Source organism: Campylobacter sp. RM9328, from assembly GCF_012978615.1.
The window spans coordinates 42,901-69,128 of record NZ_LIWF01000007.1 but is presented as its reverse complement, the minus strand read 5'-3'; the positions used below and the strand labels follow the sequence as shown (position 1 = coordinate 69,128).

29 protein-coding genes are annotated in these 26,228 nt (G+C 34.4%); 16 read left to right on the top strand and 13 right to left on the bottom strand.

The features are described from left to right. Positions 1-3 precede the first annotated feature (3 nt). From atpG to CCAL9328_RS06100, 13 genes are all read left to right on the top strand, one after another. Positions 4-891, top strand: a complete 888-nt coding sequence (gene atpG / locus CCAL9328_RS06160) for an ATP synthase F1 subunit gamma (protein ID WP_096014087.1) — start codon at positions 4-6, stop codon at positions 889-891. A 17-nt stretch (positions 892-908) separates the two neighbouring features. After that, complete coding sequence (gene atpD, locus CCAL9328_RS06155; RefSeq protein WP_096014086.1) at positions 909-2,306, top strand: F0F1 ATP synthase subunit beta; 1,398 nt, start codon at positions 909-911, stop codon at positions 2,304-2,306. A gap of 17 nt (positions 2,307-2,323) precedes the next feature. Then, positions 2,324-2,713, top strand: coding sequence for an ATP synthase F1 subunit epsilon (atpC, locus tag CCAL9328_RS06150; RefSeq protein WP_096014085.1), 390 nt, complete (start codon positions 2,324-2,326; stop codon positions 2,711-2,713). A gap of 9 nt (positions 2,714-2,722) precedes the next feature. After that, positions 2,723-3,283, top strand: coding sequence for a MotA/TolQ/ExbB proton channel family protein (locus tag CCAL9328_RS06145; RefSeq protein WP_096014084.1), 561 nt, complete (start codon positions 2,723-2,725; stop codon positions 3,281-3,283). Further along, positions 3,284-3,676 (top strand): biopolymer transporter ExbD, encoded by a 393-nt coding sequence (locus CCAL9328_RS06140; protein ID WP_096014083.1) that lies wholly within the window; start codon positions 3,284-3,286, stop codon positions 3,674-3,676. Further along, a complete protein-coding gene (locus CCAL9328_RS06135) occupies positions 3,676-4,437 on the top strand; it encodes a TonB C-terminal domain-containing protein (RefSeq protein WP_170000262.1) in 762 nt (253 codons plus the stop codon). The genes CCAL9328_RS06140 and CCAL9328_RS06135 overlap by 1 nt, the downstream gene beginning before the upstream one ends. Next, on the top strand, positions 4,434-5,690 hold the full coding sequence (tolB, locus tag CCAL9328_RS06130) for a Tol-Pal system protein TolB (protein ID WP_096015238.1): 1,257 nt from the start codon (positions 4,434-4,436) through the stop codon (positions 5,688-5,690). Before CCAL9328_RS06135 ends, tolB begins: the two co-directional genes overlap by 4 nt. Positions 5,691-5,763: 73 nt before the next feature. After that, the gene (locus tag CCAL9328_RS06125; protein WP_096014080.1) at positions 5,764-6,249 is read left to right on the top strand and encodes an OmpA family protein; all 486 of its coding nucleotides are present in this window, start codon (positions 5,764-5,766) and stop codon (positions 6,247-6,249) included. Positions 6,250-6,293: 44 nt separating this feature from the next. Next, positions 6,294-7,148: a tetratricopeptide repeat protein gene (locus CCAL9328_RS06120; protein ID WP_170000261.1), complete on the top strand. Its 855-nt coding sequence runs from the start codon at positions 6,294-6,296 to the stop codon at positions 7,146-7,148. Between the two features lie 14 nt (positions 7,149-7,162). Beyond that, entirely contained in the window at positions 7,163-7,765 is a 603-nt protein-coding gene (locus tag CCAL9328_RS06115) for an FKBP-type peptidyl-prolyl cis-trans isomerase (RefSeq protein ID WP_096015795.1), read from the top strand. Positions 7,766-7,774: 9 nt separating this feature from the next. Then, a complete protein-coding gene (fabD, locus tag CCAL9328_RS06110; protein ID WP_096023469.1) occupies positions 7,775-8,686 on the top strand; it encodes an ACP S-malonyltransferase in 912 nt (303 codons plus the stop codon). Continuing rightward, the gene (locus CCAL9328_RS06105; protein WP_170000260.1) at positions 8,683-9,369 is read left to right on the top strand and encodes a 5'-methylthioadenosine/adenosylhomocysteine nucleosidase; all 687 of its coding nucleotides are present in this window, start codon (positions 8,683-8,685) and stop codon (positions 9,367-9,369) included. Before fabD ends, CCAL9328_RS06105 begins: the two co-directional genes overlap by 4 nt. Next, positions 9,366-10,109, top strand: a complete 744-nt coding sequence (locus CCAL9328_RS06100) for a tRNA 2-thiocytidine biosynthesis TtcA family protein (protein WP_096014075.1) — start codon at positions 9,366-9,368, stop codon at positions 10,107-10,109. The genes CCAL9328_RS06105 and CCAL9328_RS06100 overlap by 4 nt, the downstream gene beginning before the upstream one ends. Positions 10,110-10,146: 37 nt before the next feature. Here CCAL9328_RS06100 and CCAL9328_RS06095 read toward each other — a convergent pair whose 3' ends face one another. The 13 genes from CCAL9328_RS06095 to CCAL9328_RS06035 form a co-directional block, all read right to left on the bottom strand. Beyond that, positions 10,147-10,587, bottom strand: coding sequence for a hypothetical protein (locus CCAL9328_RS06095; RefSeq protein WP_096015244.1), 441 nt, complete (start codon positions 10,585-10,587; stop codon positions 10,147-10,149). 9 nt (positions 10,588-10,596) lie between these two features. Next, positions 10,597-11,052: a nitrous oxide reductase accessory protein NosL gene (locus CCAL9328_RS06090; protein ID WP_096015245.1), complete on the bottom strand. Its 456-nt coding sequence runs from the start codon at positions 11,050-11,052 to the stop codon at positions 10,597-10,599. Continuing rightward, a complete protein-coding gene (locus tag CCAL9328_RS06085) occupies positions 11,049-11,876 on the bottom strand; it encodes an ABC transporter permease (RefSeq protein WP_096021675.1) in 828 nt (275 codons plus the stop codon). Before CCAL9328_RS06085 ends, CCAL9328_RS06090 begins: the two co-directional genes overlap by 4 nt. 1 nt (position 11,877) lies before the next feature. Then, positions 11,878-12,516 (bottom strand): ATP-binding cassette domain-containing protein, encoded by a 639-nt coding sequence (locus CCAL9328_RS06080; RefSeq protein ID WP_096014071.1) that lies wholly within the window; start codon positions 12,514-12,516, stop codon positions 11,878-11,880. Between the two features lie 9 nt (positions 12,517-12,525). Continuing rightward, on the bottom strand, positions 12,526-13,422 hold the full coding sequence (locus tag CCAL9328_RS06075) for a NapH/MauN family ferredoxin-type protein (RefSeq protein WP_096023466.1): 897 nt from the start codon (positions 13,420-13,422) through the stop codon (positions 12,526-12,528). A gap of 4 nt (positions 13,423-13,426) precedes the next feature. Further along, the gene (locus CCAL9328_RS06070) at positions 13,427-13,867 is read right to left on the bottom strand and encodes a c-type cytochrome (RefSeq protein WP_096014069.1); all 441 of its coding nucleotides are present in this window, start codon (positions 13,865-13,867) and stop codon (positions 13,427-13,429) included. Continuing rightward, entirely contained in the window at positions 13,864-14,403 is a 540-nt protein-coding gene (locus tag CCAL9328_RS06065) for a c-type cytochrome (RefSeq protein ID WP_096014068.1), read from the bottom strand. The genes CCAL9328_RS06070 and CCAL9328_RS06065 overlap by 4 nt, the downstream gene beginning before the upstream one ends. Position 14,404: 1 nt before the next feature. Next, on the bottom strand, positions 14,405-15,076 hold the full coding sequence (locus tag CCAL9328_RS06060; protein ID WP_096019120.1) for a 4Fe-4S dicluster domain-containing protein: 672 nt from the start codon (positions 15,074-15,076) through the stop codon (positions 14,405-14,407). Beyond that, entirely contained in the window at positions 15,069-16,283 is a 1,215-nt protein-coding gene (locus CCAL9328_RS06055) for a nitrous oxide reductase family maturation protein NosD (RefSeq protein WP_096014066.1), read from the bottom strand. Before CCAL9328_RS06055 ends, CCAL9328_RS06060 begins: the two co-directional genes overlap by 8 nt. Then, positions 16,280-17,041, bottom strand: coding sequence for a cytochrome C (locus CCAL9328_RS06050; RefSeq protein ID WP_170000259.1), 762 nt, complete (start codon positions 17,039-17,041; stop codon positions 16,280-16,282). Before CCAL9328_RS06050 ends, CCAL9328_RS06055 begins: the two co-directional genes overlap by 4 nt. Before the next feature lie 87 nt (positions 17,042-17,128). Then, positions 17,129-19,723 carry a Sec-dependent nitrous-oxide reductase gene (gene nosZ, locus CCAL9328_RS06045; protein WP_096015251.1) on the bottom strand — a complete coding sequence of 865 codons (2,595 nt, stop codon included), beginning with the start codon at positions 19,721-19,723 and terminating at the stop codon, positions 17,129-17,131. 30 nt (positions 19,724-19,753) lie between these two features. Next, a complete protein-coding gene (locus CCAL9328_RS06040) occupies positions 19,754-20,611 on the bottom strand; it encodes a hypothetical protein (protein ID WP_096014063.1) in 858 nt (285 codons plus the stop codon). A gap of 173 nt (positions 20,612-20,784) precedes the next feature. Beyond that, complete coding sequence (locus tag CCAL9328_RS06035; RefSeq protein ID WP_096014062.1) at positions 20,785-22,440, bottom strand: SLC13 family permease; 1,656 nt, start codon at positions 22,438-22,440, stop codon at positions 20,785-20,787. Between the two features lie 275 nt (positions 22,441-22,715). On the opposite strand from CCAL9328_RS06035, the gene CCAL9328_RS06030 reads away from it, so the two are divergent. The 3 genes from CCAL9328_RS06030 to CCAL9328_RS06020 are packed head-to-tail and all read left to right on the top strand — an operon-like array spanning position 22,716 to position 26,228. Continuing rightward, positions 22,716-23,720: a Fe(3+) ABC transporter substrate-binding protein gene (locus CCAL9328_RS06030; protein ID WP_170000258.1), complete on the top strand. Its 1,005-nt coding sequence runs from the start codon at positions 22,716-22,718 to the stop codon at positions 23,718-23,720. Further along, positions 23,717-25,333 carry an ABC transporter permease gene (locus CCAL9328_RS06025; RefSeq protein WP_170000257.1) on the top strand — a complete coding sequence of 539 codons (1,617 nt, stop codon included), beginning with the start codon at positions 23,717-23,719 and terminating at the stop codon, positions 25,331-25,333. The genes CCAL9328_RS06030 and CCAL9328_RS06025 overlap by 4 nt, the downstream gene beginning before the upstream one ends. Further along, complete coding sequence (locus CCAL9328_RS06020; protein ID WP_170000256.1) at positions 25,320-26,228, top strand: ATP-binding cassette domain-containing protein; 909 nt, start codon at positions 25,320-25,322, stop codon at positions 26,226-26,228. Before CCAL9328_RS06025 ends, CCAL9328_RS06020 begins: the two co-directional genes overlap by 14 nt.

Below are 26,228 nucleotides of genomic sequence, written 5' to 3'. Positions count from 1 at the left end.
AATATGTCAAATTTAAAAGATATCAAAAGAAAGATCAAGAGCGTTCAAAACACGCAAAAGACGACAAAAGCTATGAAGCTTGTCTCTACTGCTAAGCTCAAAAAAGCGGAAGAGGCGGCTCGTCATTCTCGTGTTTATGCTCTAAAGATTAATGAAGTCTTAAGCGAGATAGCTTATGAGATTAACAAATTTAAAATCGTCGGCGAAGGAAATAAATTCTTTGATACAGAAGCTAAAGTAGAAAAGGTTGATATAATCTTCGTTACTGCTGATAAGGGTCTTTGCGGTGGTTTTAATGTTGCAACTATCAAAACTATAAGAAATATGATAGATGAATATAAATCTAAAAAAATAAAAGTCCGCTTAAGAGCTGTTGGTAAAAAGGGTATTGAATTTTTCAATTTTCAAGGTATTGAAATTTTAGAAAGTTATCGTGGTGTTAGCTCAGCTCCTACATATGAGAAGGCTCAAGATGTGATTAGGGCTGCTATTAGTGATTTTACGGCTGGTGTGACAGATAAGGTTGTATTGGTTCATAATGGATATAAAAATATGATCTCTCAAGAGATTAGAGTCAATACCATAGTGCCAGTTGAACCACCAAAAATTCAAGATGATAATCAGCAAGGCTCACTAATGGATTTTGAACCAGAGCACGATGATAGAATCCTTGATGAGCTGATGAGAAAATACTTTGAGTATAGTATGTATTATGCTCTTATTGACTCTTTAGCAGCGGAGCATAGTGCTAGAATGCAAGCTATGGATAACGCTACAAACAACGCAAAAGCCAGAGTAAGAGAGTTAAATCTTGCCTATAATAAAGCAAGACAAGAAAGCATCACAACAGAGCTTATAGAGATTATAAGCGGCGTTGAGAGTATGAAGTAAATTTATAAGGAGTGATAATGAAAGGTGTAATTAGCCAAGTTATGGGTCCTGTAGTTGATGTTGATTTCAAAGACTACTTGCCTAAGATTAACGAAGCTATCGAAGTAAATTTTAGTGTTGAGGGTAATAGACATAGATTAGTTTTAGAAACCGCTGCACATCTAGGCGATAATAGAGTTAGAACAATCGCTATGGATATGAGCGAAGGGCTTACTAGGGGATTAGAAGCCACTGCTCTTGGTGCGCCTATTAGCGTTCCAGTAGGTGAAAAAGTTTTGGGTAGAATTTTTAATGTTGTTGGCGATTTGATAGATGAAGGCGCTGAAGAGAAATTTGATACAAAATGGTCTATCCATAGAGATCCACCGCCATTTGAAGAACAAAGCACAAAAAGCGAAATTTTTGAAACAGGTATAAAAGTAGTTGATCTTTTAGCTCCATACGCAAAAGGTGGTAAAGTTGGACTATTTGGTGGTGCTGGTGTTGGTAAGACAGTTATCATAATGGAGCTGATCCACAATGTTGCTTTTAAACATAGTGGTTACTCTGTATTTGCGGGTGTTGGTGAGAGGACAAGAGAGGGTAATGACCTTTATAATGAGATGAAAGAATCAGGTGTTTTAGACAAAGTTGCCCTATGCTATGGTCAAATGAATGAGCCACCAGGGGCAAGAAACCGTATAGCGCTTACCGGTCTTACAATGGCTGAATACTTCCGTGATGAGATGGGATTAGATGTTCTTATGTTTATTGATAATATCTTTAGATTTTCTCAATCAGGTTCAGAGATGTCAGCACTTCTTGGCCGTATCCCAAGTGCTGTTGGTTATCAACCAACACTTGCTAGTGAGATGGGAAAACTGCAAGAGAGAATCACATCAACCAAAAAAGGCTCTATCACATCAGTGCAAGCTGTATATGTCCCAGCTGATGACCTTACTGACCCAGCCCCTGCGACAGTTTTTGCTCACCTTGATGCGACTACAGTTCTTAACCGTGCTATTGCTGAAAAGGGTATCTATCCAGCAGTTGATCCGCTAGATTCTACTTCAAGAATGTTAGATCCTCAAATTCTAGGTGAAGAGCACTATAAAATAGCTCGTGGAGTTCAAGCGGTGTTACAAAAATATAAAGATTTACAAGATATTATCGCAATCCTTGGCATGGATGAGCTAAGTGAAGAAGATAAACTTACAGTTGATAGAGCTAGAAAAATAGAAAAATACCTATCTCAACCATTCTTCGTAGCTGAAGTTTTCACAGGAAGCCCTGGTAAATATGTGAGCTTAGAAGAGACAATTGCGGGATTTAAGGGCATTTTAGAAGGTAAATATGATCACCTACCAGAAAATGCATTTTATATGGTAGGAAATATTGATGAGGCTATCGCTAAAGCTGAAAAGATGAAATCGTAAGCCAAAAAGGAAGCTATATGAATACAATACATTTAGAAATAGTCACCCCAGAAGGGCTAATATTTTCTAATGATGCTAAAATGGTAGTTCTTCCTGGTGCGGATGGTGAATTTGGAGTTTTGCCAGGCCACGCCTCTTTAGTTTCACTACTTCAAATTGGAGTAGTTGATATCGAAAATTTGGATGGAACGCACGATGCTGTTGCTATTGATTGGGGTTATGCTAAGATTGATGAAGATAAGATTAGTATTTTAGTTGATGGTGCTGTATATGTGAGCGGTAATAGCGAAAGCGATATCGCTAAATCCATAGAAAATGCCAAAGCTCTTGTTAGAAAAATGCAAGATAATAATGGTATCTTGGCTACTGCTTTGGCTAAGATAGAGAATTCAGCAAGAGCTAGATAAGTAGATACTATGGAGCTTTTTATAAGTTATCTATCCAAAAGTAGTTTAGTGACAATCATTGTTTTATCATGGTTGTCGCTATATTTTGTCATCACTTTTACTATTTTATTCTCACGATATAGTGGGCTAAATCGCTGGATCAAAAGAGAGAAACAAGCCTTAGAGGCGATTCTTTTAGGTAAGAAACTAGATACCACGGATTCATCTTTAAAAAAATGCCCACAAGAGAATTTAACCAAAGAGCATTTAGAGGTCTTCATATCATTAGCTCAAACTAACTCTACAAGCGGTTTGACAACTTTATCTATAATAGCATCAACTTCACCATTTATTGGGTTATTTGGGACTGTTATTAGTATATTAGAGACTTTTGCAGCTTTAGGTAGTGGTGGTGGCTCAGCATCTTTATCGGTGATCGCTCCAGCAATTTCTGAAGCGTTGGTTGCCACAGGTTGCGGGATTTTTGTAGCAATTCCTGCTTATAGCTTTAATCTCTTAATAAAGCGTAAAGCCTACGAGCTAATAAGCCTTATACAAAGAGAGTCAAATTTATTGCTTAGTAGTAGATAGATGATAAATTTTGATGAAAATCCAGAGTTAAATATAACTCCTTTGGTTGATATAATGCTGGTTTTGCTGGCTATTTTGATGGTTACAACACCAGCCATTATATATGAAGAACAGATTACCTTACCTGATGGATCAAAATCCAAAGTATTATCTCAAGAGATAAAGAGTTTAACAGTCAGAATAGACGCTCAAAGGCAAGTTTATATAGATCAATCTAAAATTTCATTAAATGAATTAGGTGATAATCTAATCTTAATATCTAAAAAATATGATAAAAATTCCCCAGTATATATAAAAGCCGATAAAAGATTGATTTATGATGATGTTATGTTTGTTTTAAAAAGTATGAAAAATGCCGGCTTTTCTAAGGTTGCTTTAGAGACAAATGGCTAATGAATAGTAAATTTGGCATCTCATATAACACTACGAGTGCTTTTTGGCTCTCTTTAATCTTATATGTTTTTATCATATCTTTTATATTTTACAAACTTAGCAATTATGAAGATAGCATAAAATATACAAATGATAAAGATGCATTTATGGATGTTTTTGTGATTGAGACTAATCTTGGTGAGATTATAGTGGCTCCAGAGCAAAAAAATATAAAAGTAAAAGATACAACAATAGAAGAAAAACCACAACAACAAACAACTAATAAAGATCTACCCCCATCCAAACCAGATACACCAAATTTAAATTTCAGCGATCTTTTTAGCGGAGCAGCGCCCATAGATATCACGCCAAGCACTACTCAAGCAGTCCAAAGTAACGCTAAAAGCACCCCCGAGCCAAGCTCTAAAAGTGCAGCCGATATAGTCGCATCGCTCCAAAAAGATATAGATGCTAAAGCACCCAAATCATCTATGACAGGGGTTTATAATAAATATATGGGCGATATAGTTGAGATTATACAAAGCAGATGGATGGCATACAAAGCCGATACAAATAATCAAGCAAAAGTTCAAATCATTATAGATAAATTTGGAAAATTAAGCTATAGTGTGGAGAAATATTCACTAAGCAGTGCTTTTAATAGCAAGGTAAGAGAGTATCTAGAGCAGTTAAAAGATTTGGATTTTCCTACCCCGCCTAGTCAAAACGCTGTAGTGATAAATATAAATTTAATAGACCAAATAGAAACGGAGTTAGAGTGAAAAAGATATTTTTGTTACTTAGTATCTGTGTAGGATTGTTTAGTGCAGATGCTACGATAGATGTGATTAACAAAGGGTTAGTCTTACCTAAAATTATAGTCCAAGATGCAACTAAGGATTTTGCTAATAGAGCAATGCAAGATAAATTTTTTAAGCTTGTTGTTGGTGATTTAAAAGTTGGATCCGCATTTGAAGTATCTGATAAATACTACACTAGCGGATTTGATGATAGTGCGATAATAAGCGCCGATGAGAGAGCTGATCTTATATATAGATACTCTTTAACTCAATTAGGCGATAAGCTAAGTTTGAAATTTAAAATAATAAATGTCAAGACAAATCAGATTAGATTTAGCAATGAATACACGCAAAGTGTTGATAAATTCGTATTTTTAGCTCACAAGAGCATGGTGGATATGGCTAGAAATTTGAATTTATCACCTGTGGATTGGATGGATAAATCTATCATATTTTCTCAATACACTTCACCAGGTAAGAGCAATATTGTAGTAGCAGATTATACACTAACATACCAAAAAATCATAATAAGCGGCGGATTAAATATCTTCCCAAAATGGGCAAATAAAGATCAAAGCGCCTTTTATTACACTTCATATATAAATTCAGTCCCTACGCTATATAAATTTAATTTAGATAATAATCATAAAAGCAAAATCGCTCAAAGTGGTGGGATGATAGTAGCAAGCGATGTCAGCCAAGATGGCACCAAGTTGCTTTTAAGTATGGCACCAAACGATCAAAGCGATATTTATCTATATGATATAATAAGTAAAAAATTCAAAAGAATTACCACATTTAGTGGAATTGATGTCAATGGCAATTTTGTAGATAATGATTCTAGGGTTGTTTTTGTAAGTGATAGATTAGGATATCCTAATATTTTTGCTACTAGTGTAGATGGTGGAGCGGTGGAGCAGATGGTATTTCACGGCAAAAACAACAACTCAATTAGCACTTTTGAAAATTATGTAGTATATTCTAGTCGTGAAAGCGTCAATGAGTATGCTCAAAAGACCTTTAATCTATATTTGATCTCAACTAAGAGTGATTATGTAAGGCAGCTTACAGCTGGTGGGGTTAATACTTATCCTAGATTTTCTAGTGATGGTGGAAGCATCATTTTCATTAAAAATTTAGATGGTAATAGTGCGGTTGGGATTATAAGAGTAAATGAAAATAGAAGTTTTCAGTTTCCATTAAGAATAGGAAAACTTCAATCAATTGATTGGTAAAATATATTTTTATATCTTAAAATTTAAATAATTATGATATAATAACGCCCAAATTTTCAACAAAAGGAATAAAATGAAAAAGTTAGTTTTACTTTCAACTGTAGCTGCGGCTCTATTTATGGCTGGTTGTAGCTCAAAAGCTCCAGAAGTGGATATGAGTGCTGATGCAAACAAAGCTGGCCAACAAGGTATGATGAGTGATGCTGAAAGATTAAATTCTCTACAAGCGCAAGTTAGAAATGTATATTTTGATTTTGATAAATTCAATATCCGTCCAGATATGCAAGGCGTAATTAATCAAAATGCTTCTATCTTTAACCAAGCTGGTAACTTCAAAATCATGATAGAAGGTAACTGCGATGAGTGGGGTAGTGATGAGTATAACTACGCTCTAGGCGTTAAAAGAGCAAAAGCTGGTAAAGATGCTCTAATAGCTCAAGGCATAGCTGCTGATAGAATAGAGATTACAAGCAATGGCGAGAGCAAACCTGTATGTACTGACAAAACAAAAGCTTGCGACGCTCAAAATCGTCGTGATGAATTTAGATTGCTTCCATAATTTCATTTCAATATATGAAAAAATCAATCCACCTTGCAGCCTTAGTGGCTGCAACTTCTATATTTGCTGAAGTTTCAGTATTCGATGCAGGTAACATAAATAAAGAAAATCCATATGGTTTAACTGAGAATGAAAAGGTCTTATTAAACAATAAAAAAAAAGTAGATAGATTAGATCAAAATATCGGCACAATGCAGTCCGATGTATCTTTAGTTCAAGAGAATATCGAAGGTGTCAAGAGTCTTTTAGATGGCATAAATAAGAGAATTTTAGCTATGGAGACTAGAATAACTGAATTAGAAAATAGCGTAAATTCGCAAAAAGCCACAAATTCTAATGATATATCAAATTTAAAATCTCAAATCAAAACAACTCAAACTCAACACGACAAAGATATCAAAAATATCACAAACGCACTTAGCCAACTAACTGCTTTGATAGATTCTAAACACTCAGAAGCAGCTAATCCAAAAGAGTTAAATTCAGACTCTAAAGCTAAACAAGCTGATAGTGAGAAAAAAAGCGATAATTTAAAATACGATGATATCCCGGGCGCTGAGTTGCTTGAGATGGCGGATAAAGCCTATAAATCTAAGGAGTATTTGAAAGCTAGTGAATGTTTTGCGAGTTTGATTAAGAAAAATTATAAACCAGCTTATTCAAATTTTATGCTTGGAGAGATTGAGTATTTTAACAAAAACTACAAAAACGCTATTCCATATTACGAAAAGAGCGTTGCTATCAGCCAAAAAGGTAAATATATGCCAAAACTTCTATATCATACAGCTATTAGTTTTGACAAAATAGGCGACACAAATAGTGCTAATAAATTTTATAAAGCATTAAAGCAAGCCTATCCAGATAGCCCAGAGGCCGCAGCAGCACCAGATAGAAAATAAATTTAGGAGAAAATATGTCAAAAGTTATAAAAATGTTCTATGAATTAAAAGATGCCAATACAGGCGAGCTTTTAGAATCAAATTTGGGCGGTCAAGAGATCGCTTTTGTAAGTGGTAAAAATCAAGTTTTAGATGCTTTAGAGAGCGGTGTTTTGAATTTAGCCGTGGGTGAGAAAGCTACTATTAAAATTCCAGCTAGCCAAGGTGTGGGCGAGTATGATGAAAGCGCTCTTCAAAACTTGCCAAAAGAGCAGTTTGCCGGTATTGATTTGAGTGTTGGTATGGAGCTTTTTGGTGAGGGTGAGGATGGAAGCACAGTTCGTGTAAGTGTGAAATCTATCGGCGAAAATGATGTTACTGTGGATTTTAATCATCCATACGCTGGTAAGGATTTGGAATTTAATGTTCAAATCACAGAAAATAGAGACGCAGACGCCGATGAGGAGTTAACAGGTGTTGTGGCTATGCCGCATGTGTGTGGTTGCGGTGGCCACTCTCATCATCATGGTCATCATCATGGACACGGCGGCGGTTGCGGGAGTCATGATGATGATGGTTGTTGTAATGGCGCTCACCATGATGAAAATGGTGGTGGATGCTGTGGAAAACACCATTAAGAGTGTAGCATGAAAATTGCATTTATTTTTCCTGGCCAAGGCTCACAAAGTGTCGGTATGGGTCAAGAGATATATAGTGAGTTTAAGGTAGCTCAAGAGCTATTAGATAGTGCTAGTGAGCATTGCGGTATTGATTTTAAATCCTTATTATTTACAGAAAATGATAAGCTAGGAGAGTCTGAATTTACTCAACCGGCAATTGTTTTAAACTCATTAATGTGTTTTGAAGCCTTTAAAAATAGCCTATCTATAAAACCTGAGTTTAGCTTTGGCCACTCTTTGGGTGAATTTAGCGCCCTTAGCGTAAGTGGTGCTATTAAGCCGCTTGATGTTATTAAATTAGTAAATTTGCGTGGTAAATTTATGACTCAAGATTGCTCTGGGATCGGTGCTGGTATGATGGTGGTGCTAGGTCTTAGCAATGAAAAAGTAGAAGAGATTTGCCAAAATAGCAATAGACAAATTTGGGCTGCGAATTATAATTGCGATGGTCAAATTGTAGTGGCTGGAATTAGAAGTGATCTTGAATTAAGCGTAGATGAGTTTAAATCAGCCGGAGCTAAGAGAGCTATGCTACTTGATATGAGCGTAGCAAGCCATTGCCCGCTACTTCAAAATGCTAGTGTGAAGCTGGCTAATGAGTTAGAGAGTCTATTGAGTGATGAGTTTTCGCCTGTTATCTCTAATGTAACTGCTAAGAAATACACAACCAAAAAAGAGGCCTTAGAACTACTCAAACTTCAATTAATTAGCCCAGTTTTATACCAAAATAGCGTGAAAAACTATTGTGATGGCGTTGATTGTTTTGTTGAATTTGGCGCAAGTGTCTTAAAGGGAATGAATAAAAAAATATGCGATAAACCAACTTATAGCATAACAAATTTAAGTTCACTTAATGAAGCATTAGAGGCGTTAAGATGAAAATTGCTATTCTTGGAGCAATGAGCGAAGAGATTGAATTTTTGCTAAAAGAGATTGGCGAATATGATAAGATAGACCACGCTAAAAATTCATTTTACAAAGCCAACTATTTTGGCCATGAGCTAGTGATAGCCTACTCCAAAATCGGCAAGGTAAATGCGGCATTAACAGCGGCTATTTTGATAGAGCGATTTGAGTGCGAGAAGCTGATATTTACCGGTGTGGCTGGAGCTTTAAATGAGAATTTAAAAATTGGCGATATGATCTATACCACCTCTACAGCCCAACACGATCTAGATATCACGGCATTTGGCCATCCGCATGGATATGTTCCTGGTATAAATGTATTTGAAAATAGTGATGATATACTAAATAGCGTAGCTAAAAAAGTAGCTAATGCTTTGGGGGTGAATTTGCTAAGTGGGATAGTCGCTACTGGTGATCAATTTATCTGTAATGAAGATAAAAAAGAGTGGATTAAATCAACTTTCAAAGCTGATGCAGTGGAGATGGAAGGGGCGAGTGTGGCTCAAGTTTGTGCGGCTTTAGGGGTTGGATTTTGTATGCTTAGGGCTATTAGTGATGAAGCTGGTAAAAAAGCGGAGATTGATTTTGATAAATTTTTGATTGAAGCGGCGGATAAATCGGCTAAATTTGTCTTAGAAATGGTAAAAAATTTATGATAGAATTAAGCAAAAAGCTAATTAGACAAGTAGGTCAAACTAATGCTAAATATAAGATGTTTGAAAAAGATGATAAGATCTTATTGGGTTTAAGCGGTGGCAAGGATAGCTTAAGCCTGGCTCATATTTTAAAACATTTTCAAAATGTTACGCCGGATAAATTCGAATTCCAAGCTGTAACTCTTAGTTATGGTATGGGCGAGGATTATGAGTATCTAACCAAGCATTGCCAAGAACACGGGATAAAGCATAGTGTGATTGATAGCTCTATTTTTGAAATTAGCAAGGATAAAATTCGCAAAAATTCAAGCTTTTGTAGCTTTTTTAGTCGTATGAGACGAGGATATCTCTATACTTATGCGTTGGCTAATGGATTTAATAAACTTGCTATTGGACATCATTTGGATGATGCGGTTGAGAGTTTTTTTATGAATTTTACTTATAATGGGGCGTTAAGGACTCTAGCGCCTAAATACACTGCCAAAAATGGTATAGTGGTGATTCGACCACTTATCAATGTGCGTGAGCGTCAATTGCGTGATAATGCTATTAGAAATGAGCTTAGAGTAATTGGTGATGAGGCTTGTCCTGCTATGAGATTTGATGTTAAAATGCCACACGCTAGGGCTGAAACTAAGGAGCTTTTAGCTACTTTAGAAAAGCAAAATCCAAAGCTATTTACTAGTTTGCAAGGGGCGTTTGAAAATATACATTTAGATACATTTTTTAAGCCAAATTGATAGTCAAATAGCCTAATTTTGGCTATTTGATCTAAAATTAATATTTGAGATTAAAATCTATATAAATTCCAAGCGGTTTGTCCTTGTCGTATAATTCTAGCCTATAATTCATCACTTCTACTACACAAGAGCTTAGTACCACTGAACCTGCGTATATATCGCCTCTGTTTTCTAAATTTGCTTTAATTGTTCCCATATCCATATTTAGGCCATAGATTCTAGCATTTAGGTTTTTATACTCATTTTTTAGCCCATTTACCTTTAAAGTAAGTGGTGCCATCGCTTCAAGCGGTCTTGGATAAAATGAGAAAGTGATACTATCACCATTGTGATTAACGATACAATCTTGGCTATTTAGATCGCAAGTGATATTAGAATCGGCAGATATCTTTTGAATTTGGTTATCAGATGAATTTGCGATAAAAGCAAATACACCACCAAGGATAATCGCACTTATGATATATAAAATCTTTTTCATATTTTTTCCTTAATTTAAGTAATCAATTAATTTTTTATTGATTTTACTAAATTCAAAAATCCTACTAGCAGAGGTTTGAGTAGCAAATTCTTTGGCATCTTCGTAACTAGCAAATGGTATGAGATCATCACCGCTATAGCTCACAATGCGACTACCAAAGATATAAAAGGCATCTGTAGCTTCTATTAATTCTTTGGTTTTATAGTCTGTGACATAGAGTTTTTTGATCGGTACTACCTCTTTTGGTTTGCTAGTATAGAGATAGTAAAACATCTGTTTTGCCGAGCTAAATAGCACCTTTTTGCCATTTTTATACTCAATAGCAGCTATCCAATCAGGATATTTGAAAACATCTATAAATTTAATAGGGCAGGTGGAATTCGTATCTTTAAAAAACTCACCATCTCTTAAATTTGCCCCAAAAATTGCCCCAACAAATATGGTTAAATATATAATTTTTTTCATACTAAATCTCTTTTTAAAAAGAGTATATAACCAACTAAAAGCGAGATTATACCAAGTAAAATAGGATAAATAACTGAATATATCAAGAAGTTGATTCTACCAAATCCATCTAAGATAAAATACGCCGCTGGGCCAATTAGAGCTAAATTTGGATCAAATAGGCTAATTGCTGCGATTCTAAATACCTCGATAGGATTAGAGAGCGATATAGAGTATATGATATTTTCATTTACGGAGCTTTTCATCATTAAGCCTATTAAAGCAAGGTCTAAAAACGCTAACAAAAATAGCCAAAATAAAAATGAAAATCCAAGCCCAAGCTCACTGCTTTTAATCAAGCTTGAGATTAAAAATCCAAATGATAAAAATACAAATGACAATACCATCAATAATAATGTATAGTAAAAAAATATTCCCCAAGGTATCTTAGTATCTTTGAAAATAGCTATAAATAAAGATAAAATAAGAGCTAATAATATAGGTAAAAAGACGGTAAATGCCCTCCCTAATGCCTTGCCAAAATAATACTCTTTAAGCGAAATTGGAAAGCTAAGTAGATACTCTAATGCACCAACTTCTCTATCTGAGTTTATACTTCTTACTGTGGTGATTAGGATAAATATAGGCAAAATAATTATAGAAATTTGTATAAAGAGTAAAAGCATTCTAGTAAGTCCGCTAAATCCAGCAACTCTGCTATCTATAACGCCAGTTACAAAAAACAGAGCTATAAGTCCAGCAAATGTAAGTAGGTAAAACAAAAACCATTTTGAGGCGAAACTCTCTTTGATATCAATTTTTGCTATTAGTAATAAATTTTTCACTCTATACCTCGCTATCTGTGATTATATTGCCTAAATCCATCTCTACAATGCGATTTACAATACCTTTAACTTCGCTTAATCTATGTGAGATAAATATTAATGTGTGAGATTTGAATTTAGAATTTAAAATATTTATAAACTTCTCTCTAGCATCTGGGTCTAGATTGGCTGTTGGTTCATCAAACATTATAATTTTTGACTCTCTAGCTAGTGCTAAGGCTATTAATACCTTTTGTTTCATACCGCCTGAGAGTTTATAAAATGGCTTTTTATGCTCTTTTTCATAGCTTAGATCTAGCTCTTTTAGATAGCTTATTATATCGTTTAAATTTGATTTTGTTGAGCTGATTGAGTATTGACAAAGTTGAGCAATACTAAGCTTAAGCGGTGGCGGAGTTTGTGGGACAAAGCTTAGGTATTTTAGGGCGTTTTTTCTATCTTTAATGGGGTTTATGCCATCTATTAATATACTTCCATTATCGCAGATTATCTCACCTAAGATTGCTTTCATTAATGTAGATTTGCCTGCTCCGTTTTGGCCTATTATTAAGAGTTTTTGGCCATTTGAGATATCTAAATTTATGCTATTTAATATGGTTTGTGAGCCAAATTTTTTAGTGATATTTTCTATTTTTATCAATACTTATCCTTATAAAAGTTTTTTAAGCATATTATCATAGCTTAAAGCATCTTGATGGCATACATCAATACATCTACCACACATAGTGCAATCGCCACTTACTACGCTAAATTTATCTTTTGGGTTATCTTTGTTTTTTGTTTTGGTTATCTCTAATACTTTTGGGACGATACAAACATCCATACAAACAGCGCAGTGATCGCATCTATCTTTATTCCAGCTTACTTTTATAGCTCTAAATTTAGATAGCAAAGAGTATAGCGTCCCAATAGGGCAGATATATCTACACCAAAATCTCCTACTAAAAAATACTTCAACCAAAAAAACCAAAACAACCCACCAAATCGCCGCACTATAACCATAGATTATAAATCTTGATATTATACCTACAACATTGAAAATTTCAAATATCAAATATCCACTACTAAGGCTCAAAGTAGCAAAAACTAGCAAAAATATATATCTAATTTTGGTATCAAATTCTCTTTTTTTGATTATTTTTTTGCTAATTAATTTAGCGTTTAATCTCTCGGCAAATTCGCTAAAAAAGTTATATGGACAGACCCAAGAGCAAAAGGCACGCCCAGCAAAAAATATATAAAATCCCAAAATAGTAAAAGCCCCAATGAGTAGATTTACAGGTAGCTCTGCTCTACTAAGGATAATTTGTATGGTTATAAATGGATCAGCTAAGTGAAATCCTAGCATTCTAGAACCAGTTATATCACCTTCGATTACTTGGATATCTGCTACAAAAGATAAAATAAATAAAAGATGGATTAAAATCATAGTAAAATATCGATAAAATCTTATGCTAGGACGCTTTTTGCCACTTTTTGTAGTAGTTATAAAAGTAGAGAAAAACCCAGCATTGGCTATAGTTTGACGACCTTTATATTTATCCATAATATTATTTAAATTTAGATATCTCTTCAGCTAGAATTGTTAAATTTTCATCACTGACATTATCTAAAAGTCCTTTCATTAAGCTATTTTCTATTTTTCCATCTTTATAATCATATAATCTAGCTAGAATCTCCTCTTTGCTCTTTTTGATAATTGATGGAGCGATGATTCCAGAGCCATCTTTAGCATGGCAAGGAGCACAGCTTTGTAGATATAGTTTGCTAACTCCATCGCTGTTGGATGATATACTCTGTTTTAACTCTTTTATCTTATTAAATTCAGCTTCAAACTCGCTATTTTGGTTATTTTCGTCGTTTTTGATATTTTGGTTTGGCTCTATTGTGGATTGTTGCGTTGGTTGGCTAGGTGTGTTAGCTAACATAAATATCATTAAAATAACGATTAAAATAGATAAAAATATGGTTATAGCTTTGCCTAGATTCATTGTTTACTCCTAAATTGTTTGTTAAATTCACTAATCTCATTAGCGATATCTTTTATCTCTTGATCGCTCATAGCATTGACAAGATCGCTCATTAGAATATTTGTTTTGGTTTTGGTGCGATAAGCAATTATCATATCATATATTTGCTTATTTGTCTTATCTAATAAAGATGGCCCGATAATTCCATTGGCATAATCATCGTGGCAAGCTGAACATTTGGTGATAAAATTTTTGCTTAATTGACCTTTTAATAGAGCTTTATTGATACTTTGAAGTGGTGCTCTTCTTAAGGCTATGGCGCCTATGGATTTGGTGGTTTGATTTGATTCGCCAATTCCAAATTTGATATTTTTCTTACCATCTATATCATAGATAGCCCACTCATCGGACAAATTTGAGTTATTGCTATTGCCTTTTTTTATTGTGATTGAGTTTGTAGTTGTGTTTTGTTCAACTAGCTCATTTTGTTGCTCTTTTTGATCCGAGCATCCTAAAAATATAATAGCACCTAATAGCATAATAATTGATTTTTTCATTTTAATCTCCATATATATCTTTATAACTTTTATTTGGCAAAATTTCTATTACATTAGCGAAGCATACCTCTTGACAAACGCCACATCCTACGCAGTTTGGACTGATATTTACAATATTTTTATCATTGATTTTGATAAAGTTTATCGCATTATCAACCAAGCAAGAGCTTACGCATAGTGAGCAGGTTTTGTCAATATTATCTTCTATAATTTGTTTAGCATCATGCTCTCTTTGATTATAGGTTTTACGCTCTAATAAGCTACTAACATCGCTTTTGCTTATTTTTTTATTAGCGTAACATCTATCTATATCTTTGATTATAGCAACTCCCATTTTAATATCTTTGATGGAATTTGTATTATGATCTAAGGCTCCACTAGGACAGGCCAAAATACAAGGGAAAAGATCGCATAAATAGCAACCTCTTTTGTTTGGGTCTATATAAGCAGTGGCTAAATTTATCCCATCATCAAATCCAAGTAAATTTATACTATGATATGGGCATACTTGGACGCATTGACCGCATTTGATGCATAGAGATTCGAAATTCTCAACACCTCCAGGTGGCCTAAGATGAGATTTGGGCTCATAAAATTTATTTATCACCATCCCACCACCTACAGCACCACCAATTGCAATAAGGCTAAATATGCCAAATTCTCTTCTATTCATTATATGGCTCCATTAGCGGATTTGTATCTGTGATTAGTAGTTGTGGCTCAGAAAATGGCGCAATTTTGGCGATGAAATTTAAAATACTCATAACCGCACTTCCATAAAATAGCCTTAAATTCGGATAGTATTGCCAAAGAGAGTCGATATATGTGAAATTTTTATACTCAATATCACCGATTCCATCTTTGTTTTTATCAAAACCTATATAATCATCAAAGTAGTTTTGGTGCCACTCATTTTTATCTATTTTAGATCCGGGCGTGTCGTTGATAGCGACTTCCATATTACCTATAAAATCATTGTTATTAAATATACTTTTGTGTTGCGTAGCGTGAAATTGAATTCCAATAGTATTATAAATTATCTCATTTCTTTCATAGATATTTGTGGTGCCAGGTTGAAATGGGGATTGATCTATATAAAGTCCCCTAGCATTATAAGCTAAAATGTTATCTTGTATGATAAAATCGCTCGTATCTTTCATCCCAATACCAACCCCAAATGTACCAGTGGAGTTTAAAACTTGATTTTTTCTAGCTGTGGTCCCAGAAGAGAACATAAAAAATATACCAACAGAGTTGTATTTAAATATATTTTCTTCAACCAAATTTTTACCCGCATACATAAAGTGAAGTGAGTATCTACCATACTCGCCATAATTTTTGCGAATTTGGTTATTGCTAGAATACCATACTACCATATCTCTGCTCTTGCTTAGATGGTTGTTTTGTACTATATTGTCATGGCTATACCATAGGCGAATTCCATCACCTCTAAGTCCTAAATCAACAGGCTTTGAAGTGATAAAATTATCAACTATTTTAGATCCATTACACTGCTTGAAATTTACTCCAAAAAGCGAATTTTTGATAGCATTGTTAATAATCTCAACCCCACTAGCGCTATCACAACTTATAGCTGAATCAATAGTAGTGTGAGAATTACCGCTATTTTCAATGGTTAAATTTAATATTTTTACATTTGAGCTATTGATTTTTATCACATCGCCATTTCCATCGCCTTTAATGATAGCGCTTCTATCTTTTCCATCAATGGTAAGTGGCTTATTGATTATGATATTTCCATTATAGACTCCACTACCAAGCTCTATTATATCTCCGCTATTTGCGTTATCTATCGCATTTTGTAGCTCATTAGCAAAAGTAGAGATGAATAATATAGCTATTAAGTAGAGTTTTCTCATGAGTTACCCTTAAGATATCTGTTTTTAGAAAATATCGCCAAAATAGATAGAGCACTCATAGTAATCATCACCCAAAATCCTATAGCAGGATATGAGTGAGTGGTGAATTGTGCTACCTTGCCATCGCCTAGTGCTGTTGGCATAAATGGCTTTATTTTAAATGCTCCCCACTCTTGCATATTGTGCCCATACCAGTATAGCCAACCAACAAACGCACTCATAAATAAAATTGGCGCTATAATAGTAGGAATTAATAAAAGAAAATTCCCCTTGCCATTGTAGTATAGGTATAAGAGCATAAATATTGTAGCAATCAGCAAATAGTATGGTGCTATGGCTCTTTCTACATTACCACCATACTCCATAGGATACATTCCGATATAGTGATTTATGGTATTCATCTCGTGAACATCACCACTATATCCATCTACATGAAAATATACTGGAATTCCATCGGGAAAGGCCTCTTTGGGATAATTTGGTGCTTCAAGCGATACATACCAAACAGGCAAACTAGGCACTCCGATTTCGACTCTTGCGTCTATCATTTTGGCTAGATCGTTTTTAATTTCAGTAGGGATTAGATGATTTTTGTATTGAAATTTGGTATAAAAATTATATATTGGATAGACATAGCTTGGGATTTGTGTGTTATTTTTAATCTTATTAACCACTCCGTGATAGGCAATAACAGGAATACTAAAACCTATAGTCATCAAAATTAGAGCTAATATGGTATATAATTGATATTTTTTCATTGTTAATCCTTAAGTTAAATTTATTATCAGTCCATAAGGGCGGATAATAAATTTAACTATCGAGGCGGAAAATCCGCCCCATTTATTTTAATACAACCCAGCGTTTTCATCGATCCATTTTAGATACTCTATAATATCTTTGATCTCTTGATCGCTCATATGTTGATTTGGCATTCTAAGATTAAAGAAGTTAATCATAGCTTTTACATAATCTTCTTCATATTTGCTAGCCGGATCTTTGATGAATTCAAATACCCATTTTTCAGCGTTTTCATGTCTTAGCAAGACTCCTGTTAGATCCGGGCCAGAGCTTACTTGACCGATAACATGGCAGCCATTACATCCACCTTTTAAATAGGCTTCTTCCCCACGGGCTTGTACGGCAGTCATAGGCGTAGCTAGGGCTTTTGTAAGATTGTTTTTAGCTCTTAGGCCGACATCGGCGGTTTTAACCATATATTGCCATACTTGATACTCCCAAAGTATTGCGCCATTTATATCACCTTTTTTGTAAGCTTCATCGGCTTTTGCTTTGACTTCAGGAATTTTGCTATATTGATCTAGAGCATCATCAACAAGTTGTTTGACTTTTGGATATTTTTCAAAGTGTTTCTCTTTTAAGAATTTGACAACACTTTGTATAACATCATCTGTGGCTTTATTTGTAGCGATAACTTTTTTATACTCTGCTTGTAGCTCTGCTGGGCTTAGCTCTTTTAGTTTGGCTTTTTTGATGGATTCATATTTTTTGTTTGGATCTTTAACATATAAATACCCCATCATTTCAAGGTGTAAAGCAGAGCAAAATTCAGTACAATAATAAGGGAATACACCCTCCATATCTGCTACGAAATTTACACTAGCTGTTTTGCCTGGTTCGATTGATGCATGGACATTATATAGATCTATAGCAAAGCCGTGAGTCTCATCTTGGGCTCGTTCAAGGTTTGTTAGATAGATTGTTACATTGTCATCTTTATTTACCTCAATATGCTCTGGATTTATGTGGCTTCTTACTAAGGTCGCATATACGGTCACATTTTTGCCATTTCTCTCGACTCTCTCTTGACCAGCTAGAGTCATACCGACTGATTGCTCGCCTGTTCTTGAGTTAGTTCCCATTTTATAAGTCATTGCCGGTTTTAATTTGCTAGCTGATATAGATACGACATCATGAGGCTCACCTAATGGTATAGGCATATCATATATAAGCTCCATTTTTGCTCCAGCAATATCGATGAGTTGGTGATTTTGTGGATGAAGTGGGCCTACAGGATTGAATCTATCTATAGAGAGTTTATCTAATGCTAGGGCATATTTACCAACAGGCTTAGCTGATTTACCCTCCATAGTATCAAGGTGGCCGATATTATAATGGACATTTACTCTATCTAGAGTTTTTAAATTTTTATAATCCCATTTTACGATTTGGCTATCGACATATAAAGAGGTATATACCACACCATCTTTAGAATCAAAAGCGTTATGAAGTGGCCCAAGGCCTAACTCTACTTGTCCGTGTAGGGATTTTTGCATATCTAGGATTGGAATTCCAAATGGATCTTTGTTGGCGAATTCTTTTTTGTCTATTAAGGCTTTAATCTTTCTAAAGTCATAGACACTAGCGTGAGTATCTAGCTTGCCACCAACTAAGATATATCTACCATCAGGGCTTACATCTACGCCGTGTGGAGATTTTGGTTCAGGGATTAAAAACAACGCATTATTTGCCACAGCTACGCTAATAGGTATAACTTTGTGGTTATTTATAATTTTGTAGTTTTTAGGATCTTTGGCCAATTTTTCTAAAATTTGCCAATTATACATATGTAAATAGTCTGTATCATTTCTACTCATACCAGCTTCAAATGGTGGTAAGCCTTTTTCTATACCACCTGTATACATCTCAGAGTTAAAGCTATTAGTAAATGCCCAACCCATAGACTCACCTTTACCGGCATCGCTTAGATCTTGCATATATGGAGGAAGTTCAAGTGAAAATGAAGCTTTCTCATCTATTTTACCTTTTGGATAATCAAATTTCCAAAATGTTATAGCACCTCTATATACAGACTCATACTCTTCGATTGGGTGATAATTATCATCTAATGGAGCTGCGTATTGGCTAGCTTCTATTACATATTCTGTGTTTGGGGTTACAAAGCTACCGCCGTGTTCGCTTTTCATAATTGGATTTACTACTATTTGAGTAGTTTCAAAATCACTAAGATTTATAACGGCTGTTCTTGGATTGGCTTTATCATTTATAAATAGATAATCTCCTACATATTCGCCATTTTTTTCAGTGAAATTTGGGTGGTGAGTATCACCCCATGTGATATCCTTGCCTCTGATAGCACCGCCTTTTAATACAGCCTTACTCTCGCTATCATAGCCATAGCCTTGCCATGGCTCTGGAGTGAATACACCTATATATTTGTAAATTCTCATAGATGGGACGCCATATACGATTACTTGGCCACTTTGACCGCCAGAACTAAAGACGATATACTCATCTTTGCGACCACTTGGTTGATATGTTTTAGCTGCTGCTAAGACATCTTTTTCACTCAAGTTTCGCTCTTTCATGATAGTTTCAAGCTCACTAGCACCAAAAAGGCTAGATAAGCCTAAGCATAAGCCAGCACCAAATAGCAAAGGCTTTTGGATAAAACTATACATAAGACTCTCCTTTTATAAAATTTGTATCAATTACTCAATACCACAAGAATAAATAGCACGATTCCATAAGATTATTTGGCTATTTGTATTTATAAACATATCCATAATTGCGTCATTGCCAATCTTTATGCTATTTTTTAAATTTAAATTAAAATCATAAATATATAAATTTGAGCTCCAATCTGCGATATATATGTTGTTTTTATAAATTTTTATTGCGCTTATTTGGTTATTTGAAACTTTATAAATTTGATTTTTGTAGATTAATTCGCCATTTATCAAGCCAATTATTATCTCATTATTTACGCTATGAATAGCAGTTGGGATACTTGGTGTTGTTGAAATTTTATCTATTGTAAGGTTGTGTAAATTTATGTTATAGATATTTCTATCAAAAGTAGAGATATATAGATTATCATTGATTATATGCGTGGTAGTGATTTTGGATTTTAGATTTAAATTTGATATTTTGTAGATTTTGTTTATCTCATCATATATTATTAGATGATTAGAGCCGATAGTAAGGATTATCTTATCTTTTATAAAATTTATAGATGTGATGGAGTCTATTATACCAGTTTTGATAGGATCTATCAAAATTTCTTTATCGCCTTTTGGGCTGATTTGTATGAGATATCCGCTATCTAATCCAGCTATTAGATTTTCATTATTTAATTTAATTGTATTTATTTTATCGCTTTTTAGTTGTATGTTGGTCGTGATTTTATTAGTTGCTAAATTTAGCGTATATAGATTTTTGCTATCACTATATGAGATTTGAGCAGAGTTTAAAGAGGCGCTATTGATATCGGTATTAGATTTTTGGATTAATTCGCATTTACAATAGCCGATTAAAACAAGCGAAAAAATATAAAATAAAATTTTCATACCTCAACTCTTATTAATTTTAATAATATTTCTATGATTTATTATGATTTTTAATTATATCATATTTTTTATTTTTATTCGTATAAAATTGTAAAAATATTTACTGAATTTTATAGTTTGTTAATAAAGATTATTTAATTTGAAATAGCTAGGCAGATTTGCCTAGCTAAGTTTTATATATTTAGTCCAAATACCGTAGTTGTAAGGAATATAATTGTTAAAGTGATTAAGAATATTGCTATGATATTTAGCCACAAACCCGCTTTAATCATATCACTAATTCTCACATATCCCGAGCCATAAGCAATAGCATTTGGTGGAGTGGCCACTGGTAGCATAAATGCACAAGTAGCAGCAAGTGCGACTGGAACTGTAAATAGCATTATATTTTGTCCTTCGTATCCTAGACCGATCGCCACACCGGCTATAACAGGCAAGAACGCTGCTGCGGTAGCTGTATTTGATGTAATCTCTGTTAAGAATATTACAAGAGCAGTAACAATCAATATAATAAGCACAATTGGCATAAAACCAAGAGCTGAAACTTGATGTCCTATCCATAGAGATAGGCCTGTTTTGCTAAATTGAGCTGAAAGCGCTAGACCACCGCCAAATAATATTAAGATATCCCACGGCAATTTTTTGGCTGTATCCCAATCTATCAATCTCTCATGATTTGAATTTGCTGGAATTATAAAGAGCAACACAGCAACACTCATAGCAATAACAGAATCCAAACTAGCAACTTTAATCCCATAGTGTTTAAAGATAAATCCAAGGAATATCCAACAAAGCGCAGCCAAGACAAACACCCCGCCTACTAGCCACTCAGCTCTACTCATCGTACCTAGCTTTTTATACTCTTGATGGATTACCTCTTTGCCGCCTGGAATTTCACTAATTTCAGGTTTAAATAATACATAAACCAAAAGCGCCCAACAAGCAATCAGCATAATAATAGATAGAGGAACACCCATCAACATCCACTCACCAAAGCCAATTTCGATACCAAATTCATTTTTCATATGAGCTACTAAAAGCGCATTTGGCGGAGTGCCGATAATAGTGCCAAGAGAGCCGACAGAAGCGGCGTAAGCTATACCAAGCATTAAAGCAATACCGAAATTTGAAGTATAGGCTGCGGTTTTGTCTTTGATTTCGCTTACTACATCTTTTCCTTTATGGATAACAGCACTTGCAAATCCGCCTTGAGTGCCTTGACGAGCAACTTCATCCATATGATTTGCATCGACTTGTTTTAGCTCATTATCTTTGCCTGTTAGTTTGCTAACTAGATGAAGCACAGATAGACCAACAGGGAGCATCATAACAGCAGTTGCGGTATTGCTAACCCACATAGACATAAAGCCAGAAGCTATCATAAATCCAGCTACAAGTCTTCTAGGGCTAGTCCCTACTAGCAAGACAATTCCAAGAGCTATACGAGTATGGAGATTCCATTTTTGCATAGCAAGGGCTAAGACGAAACCACCCATGAATAGATATATAGTATCACTTGCGTATGGAGCGGCGGCGTTTTTAAATGTATCTACACCCAAAATAGGGAACAAAACCATAGGAAGCAAAGCCGTAGCAGGAAGTGCGATAGCCTCAGTCATCCACCATATACCCATTAAAACAGCCACAGCGGCAACTATAGGAAGAGCATTTACATTGAGTGTTTTGCCATTTGCAGCTGCTAAAGCTATCTCGCCAGCATTGCTAGGCATAATGTAATAAACAAGCATAGCAGCTATAACACCACCGATTAAGCCGATGAATTGAATAGCATTTGTCTGCTTGTCAATAGGGATGTTTGGATTGGACATCTTTAACCTTTATTATGAAATTATTTAAAATTGCATTATAACAATAATTTATTGAATTTAAAAATATTTATATTAATTTAATTAAATTTTTTATAAAAATGTGTAAATATGTAACACATTATTATAAATTTTTTTAAATTTTAATAATTAAGTTTTATCTAAGAATAATCCAAATTCTATACATTTATAGAAATTAATAACCATTATCATTTATTGATTATTTACTTTATGTCGCTATCATTTCGCAATCGAATTTAAAAAATGTGGGAGAAAATATGAGAAAGGTTATCATCACTGCGTTACTTAGTGCGTCAGCCTTAATAGGTGCTGAGCTTAATATATATTCAGCTAGGCATTATGATGCGGATTTTGAGATATATAAAAAATTTGAGGCTCAAACAGGAATTAAGATAAATCACACAACAGCACAAGCGCCAGAGCTTATAAAAAGACTTAAATTAGAGGGCAAAGACTCGCCAGCTGATATATTTATCACTGCTGATGTGTCAAATTTAAACGAAGCTAAAAACGCAAATATTTTAGCCCCTGTAGATTCTAAGGTTTTAAAAGATATAATTCCATCAAATTTAAGAGATAAAGATGATATGTGGTTTTCTATCACTAAAAGAGCTAGAATCATCGCTTATAACAAAAATGCTAATGTGGATCTGAATTTGGTTAAAACTTATGAAGATTTAGCTAAGCCAGAGCTAAAAGGTAAGGTACTCATGAGAAGTGCGACTGCACCATACTCTAAGACACTTTTAGCATCAATTATCGCAAATGATGGCAAAGATGAAGGCAAAAAATGGGCCAAAGGTGTGCTAGATAATCTAGCTATAGCACCAAAAGGCGGTGATAGGGATCAGGCTAGACAGATGATAGCAGGAGTGGCGCCATTTGCGGTTATGAATACATATTATATAGGGCTTTTGAAAACTTCTAAAAATCCAAAGGATAGAGAAGTTGGTAACTCTATTGGTATAATTTTTCCAAATCAAGATGGCCGTGGAACACATATAAATGTGAGCGGTATAGCCATGACAGCTTCTAGCAAAAACCAAGACGCAGCTAAGAAATTTATGGAGTTTATGCTTAGCAAAGATATTCAAGCTATGCTAACAAATATAAATTACGAATTTCCAGTTCGCTCGGATGTGGAGCCTTCGGATATTGTGAAGGAATTTGGTAAATTTAAAGAAGATAGCATTGAGGTATCAAAGATCGCTGATAATGTCAAAGATGCTGTGCTTATATATGATGAAGTAGGATTTAGATGAAAAAACGCACAAAAGCTATAAAATTCTTAGGAATTTTATTAGCTTTTTTGGTGATTATCCCTGTTATTAGTATTTTTATTGAATTTGGCATCTATCTATATCAAGCCCTTGCTAGTAGCGATGCTACAAGGCTTGATGAGATATCTAGAAATTTAAATCATTTTTTTGATTTTTTATTTTTGAGATTTGTCAAAAATACATTTATAGTAGCCTTTTTCGTTCTTGTGATTTGTGCTATTTTGGGTGTTAGCACGGCTTATTTGATAAGCAATTATAACTTCTATCTATCTAAAATTTTAGAAAATTTACTTATATTGCCACTTGCTATTCCTGCTTATATATTGGCTTTTGTCTATGTGGGGATTATGGATTATGGTGGGGAATTTCAAAGCATTTTTGGATTTAGGATTGATATTTTTAATATTTATGGTGTGATTTTTGTGCTTAGTATGTCGCTATACCCATATGTATATTTATTGGCTAAAACAGCTTTTAAGAGTGAGTCAAAAGCGATTTATGAAGTTGGCAAAATTAACGGATATAGCGAATTTAGCATATTTTATAAGGTAAGTATCAAATTAGCAATGCCAAGTATTTTAGCTGGGCTTATGCTTGTTTTGATGGAGGTTTTAAGCGATTATGGAGCTAGTGCGTATCTAGGCGTGGATACATTTAGTGCGGGGATTTTTAAGACTTGGTATGACCTTGGAGATGCCTACTCATCTAGTGCTTTATCTGCGATTTTGATGATTTTTGTCTTTATGCTTATGTATATAGAGTATAAGCAGCGTCAAAAGAGCAAATTTAGCTTCAATCAAGATATAAGCGACTTTATTGCTAAACGAAATTTAAATAGATTTAAATCCATCATAGCGATGGTTTATTGCTTGATAATCTTATTTATCGGATTTATATTGCCGTTTTTGTGGCTTGGATATTGGGGGCTTAGAGATTATAAGTTATTTGAGATTGATTTTTATATGCTTAGTTTAAATTCTCTTATCCTAGCTGGGATTACTGGGGTTATTACTACTATTTTGGCTTTTATATTGTGCTTTGTAGCTAGAGTTAGCAAGGGTGGTAAATTTGGCTTTTGGCTACTTAAAGCTAGCTCAGTTGGATATGCTATCCCTGGAGCGGCTATCGGTGTGAGCTTAATGATAGCAGCGGCCTTTGTGGGTAAATTCTTTGGTGTTGGGATTTTGGGGGTATCGTTTGGAGTTTTGATATTTGCTTATGTGGTGAGATTTTTGGCTACTGCTATCTACTCAATTGATGGTGGATTTGCGAAAATTCACGACTCACTTGATGAGGCTGGATATATGCTAAGACCGAGCTATTTTATCTTGATGATTAAGCTATATATGCCACTTTTGAAGCAGTTTTTCTTGCTCTCATTTTTGGTTGTTTTTATAGATACTATAAAGGAGTTACCACTTACTAGAATGCTATCACCATTTAGCTTTGAGACTTTGAGTGTTAAGGCGTTTTGGTATGCGAGTGATGAAAGAATTTATGATAGTGCCTTGCCATCTTTGATGATAGTGGTATTATCGCTATTTATATTGATTTTTACCAAGATATTTATAAGGGCAAAAAGTGCTAAAAATTAAGAATTTGCGTAAAAAATTTGGTCAAAATGAGGTTTTAAAGGGTATAAATTTAACTCTTAATGATAATGAAATTTTATCTATTTTAGGTAGTAGCGGTAGTGGTAAAAGCACGCTTTTGCGTTGTATAGCTGGTTTGGAGAATGGTCAATATGATGAGTTTAGCTGTGATTTGAATATTGGATTTATGTTTCAAAATTACGCTCTTTTTCCACATCTTAGCGTATATGATAATATCGCTTTTGGCTTAAATAAATTTAATAAAAATGAGATTAAAAATAGAGTTAATGAGCTTTTGGCTAAATTTGGTATAGAGGCTTTAAGGGATAAAAAGCCAGATCAAATTTCAGGCGGACAAGCTCAAAGGGTGGCCTTTGCTAGGGCTATTGCGGCTGGTGCGAAGCTCTTGCTTTTAGATGAGCCATTTTCGAATTTGGATCAGGGGTTAAAAGAGAGCTTAAGAGCGGAGTTAAAACAGATGATCCAAGATGAAAATCTATCGGCGATTTTGGTTACTCATGATATTGACGATGCTTACTATCTAAGTGATAAAATCGCTCTATTTGATAGGGGTGAGATATTGGATATTGGGCCGGCTAAGGAGCTATTTTATAGTGTGAAAAATCCAAAATCAGCCAAGATGCTAGGCGGATTAAACTATATAGAGCAAGATCTTTTAGATGGTGATAAGTTTTTTGAGTGGATCAAAAGTCGCAATAATATCTTTGCTTATAGCGAAATTTATATGGGTGGAGAGTTTGAGGCTAGTGTGATAGATAAGAGCTTTATGGGGATGTTTTATAAGGTGGAGTTAGAGTATAAGGGTGTTAGGTTTTATGCTCTTTGGCCATCTACTCTTAGGATAGAAAGTAGGGTGAAATTTGGATTTTATGCTTAG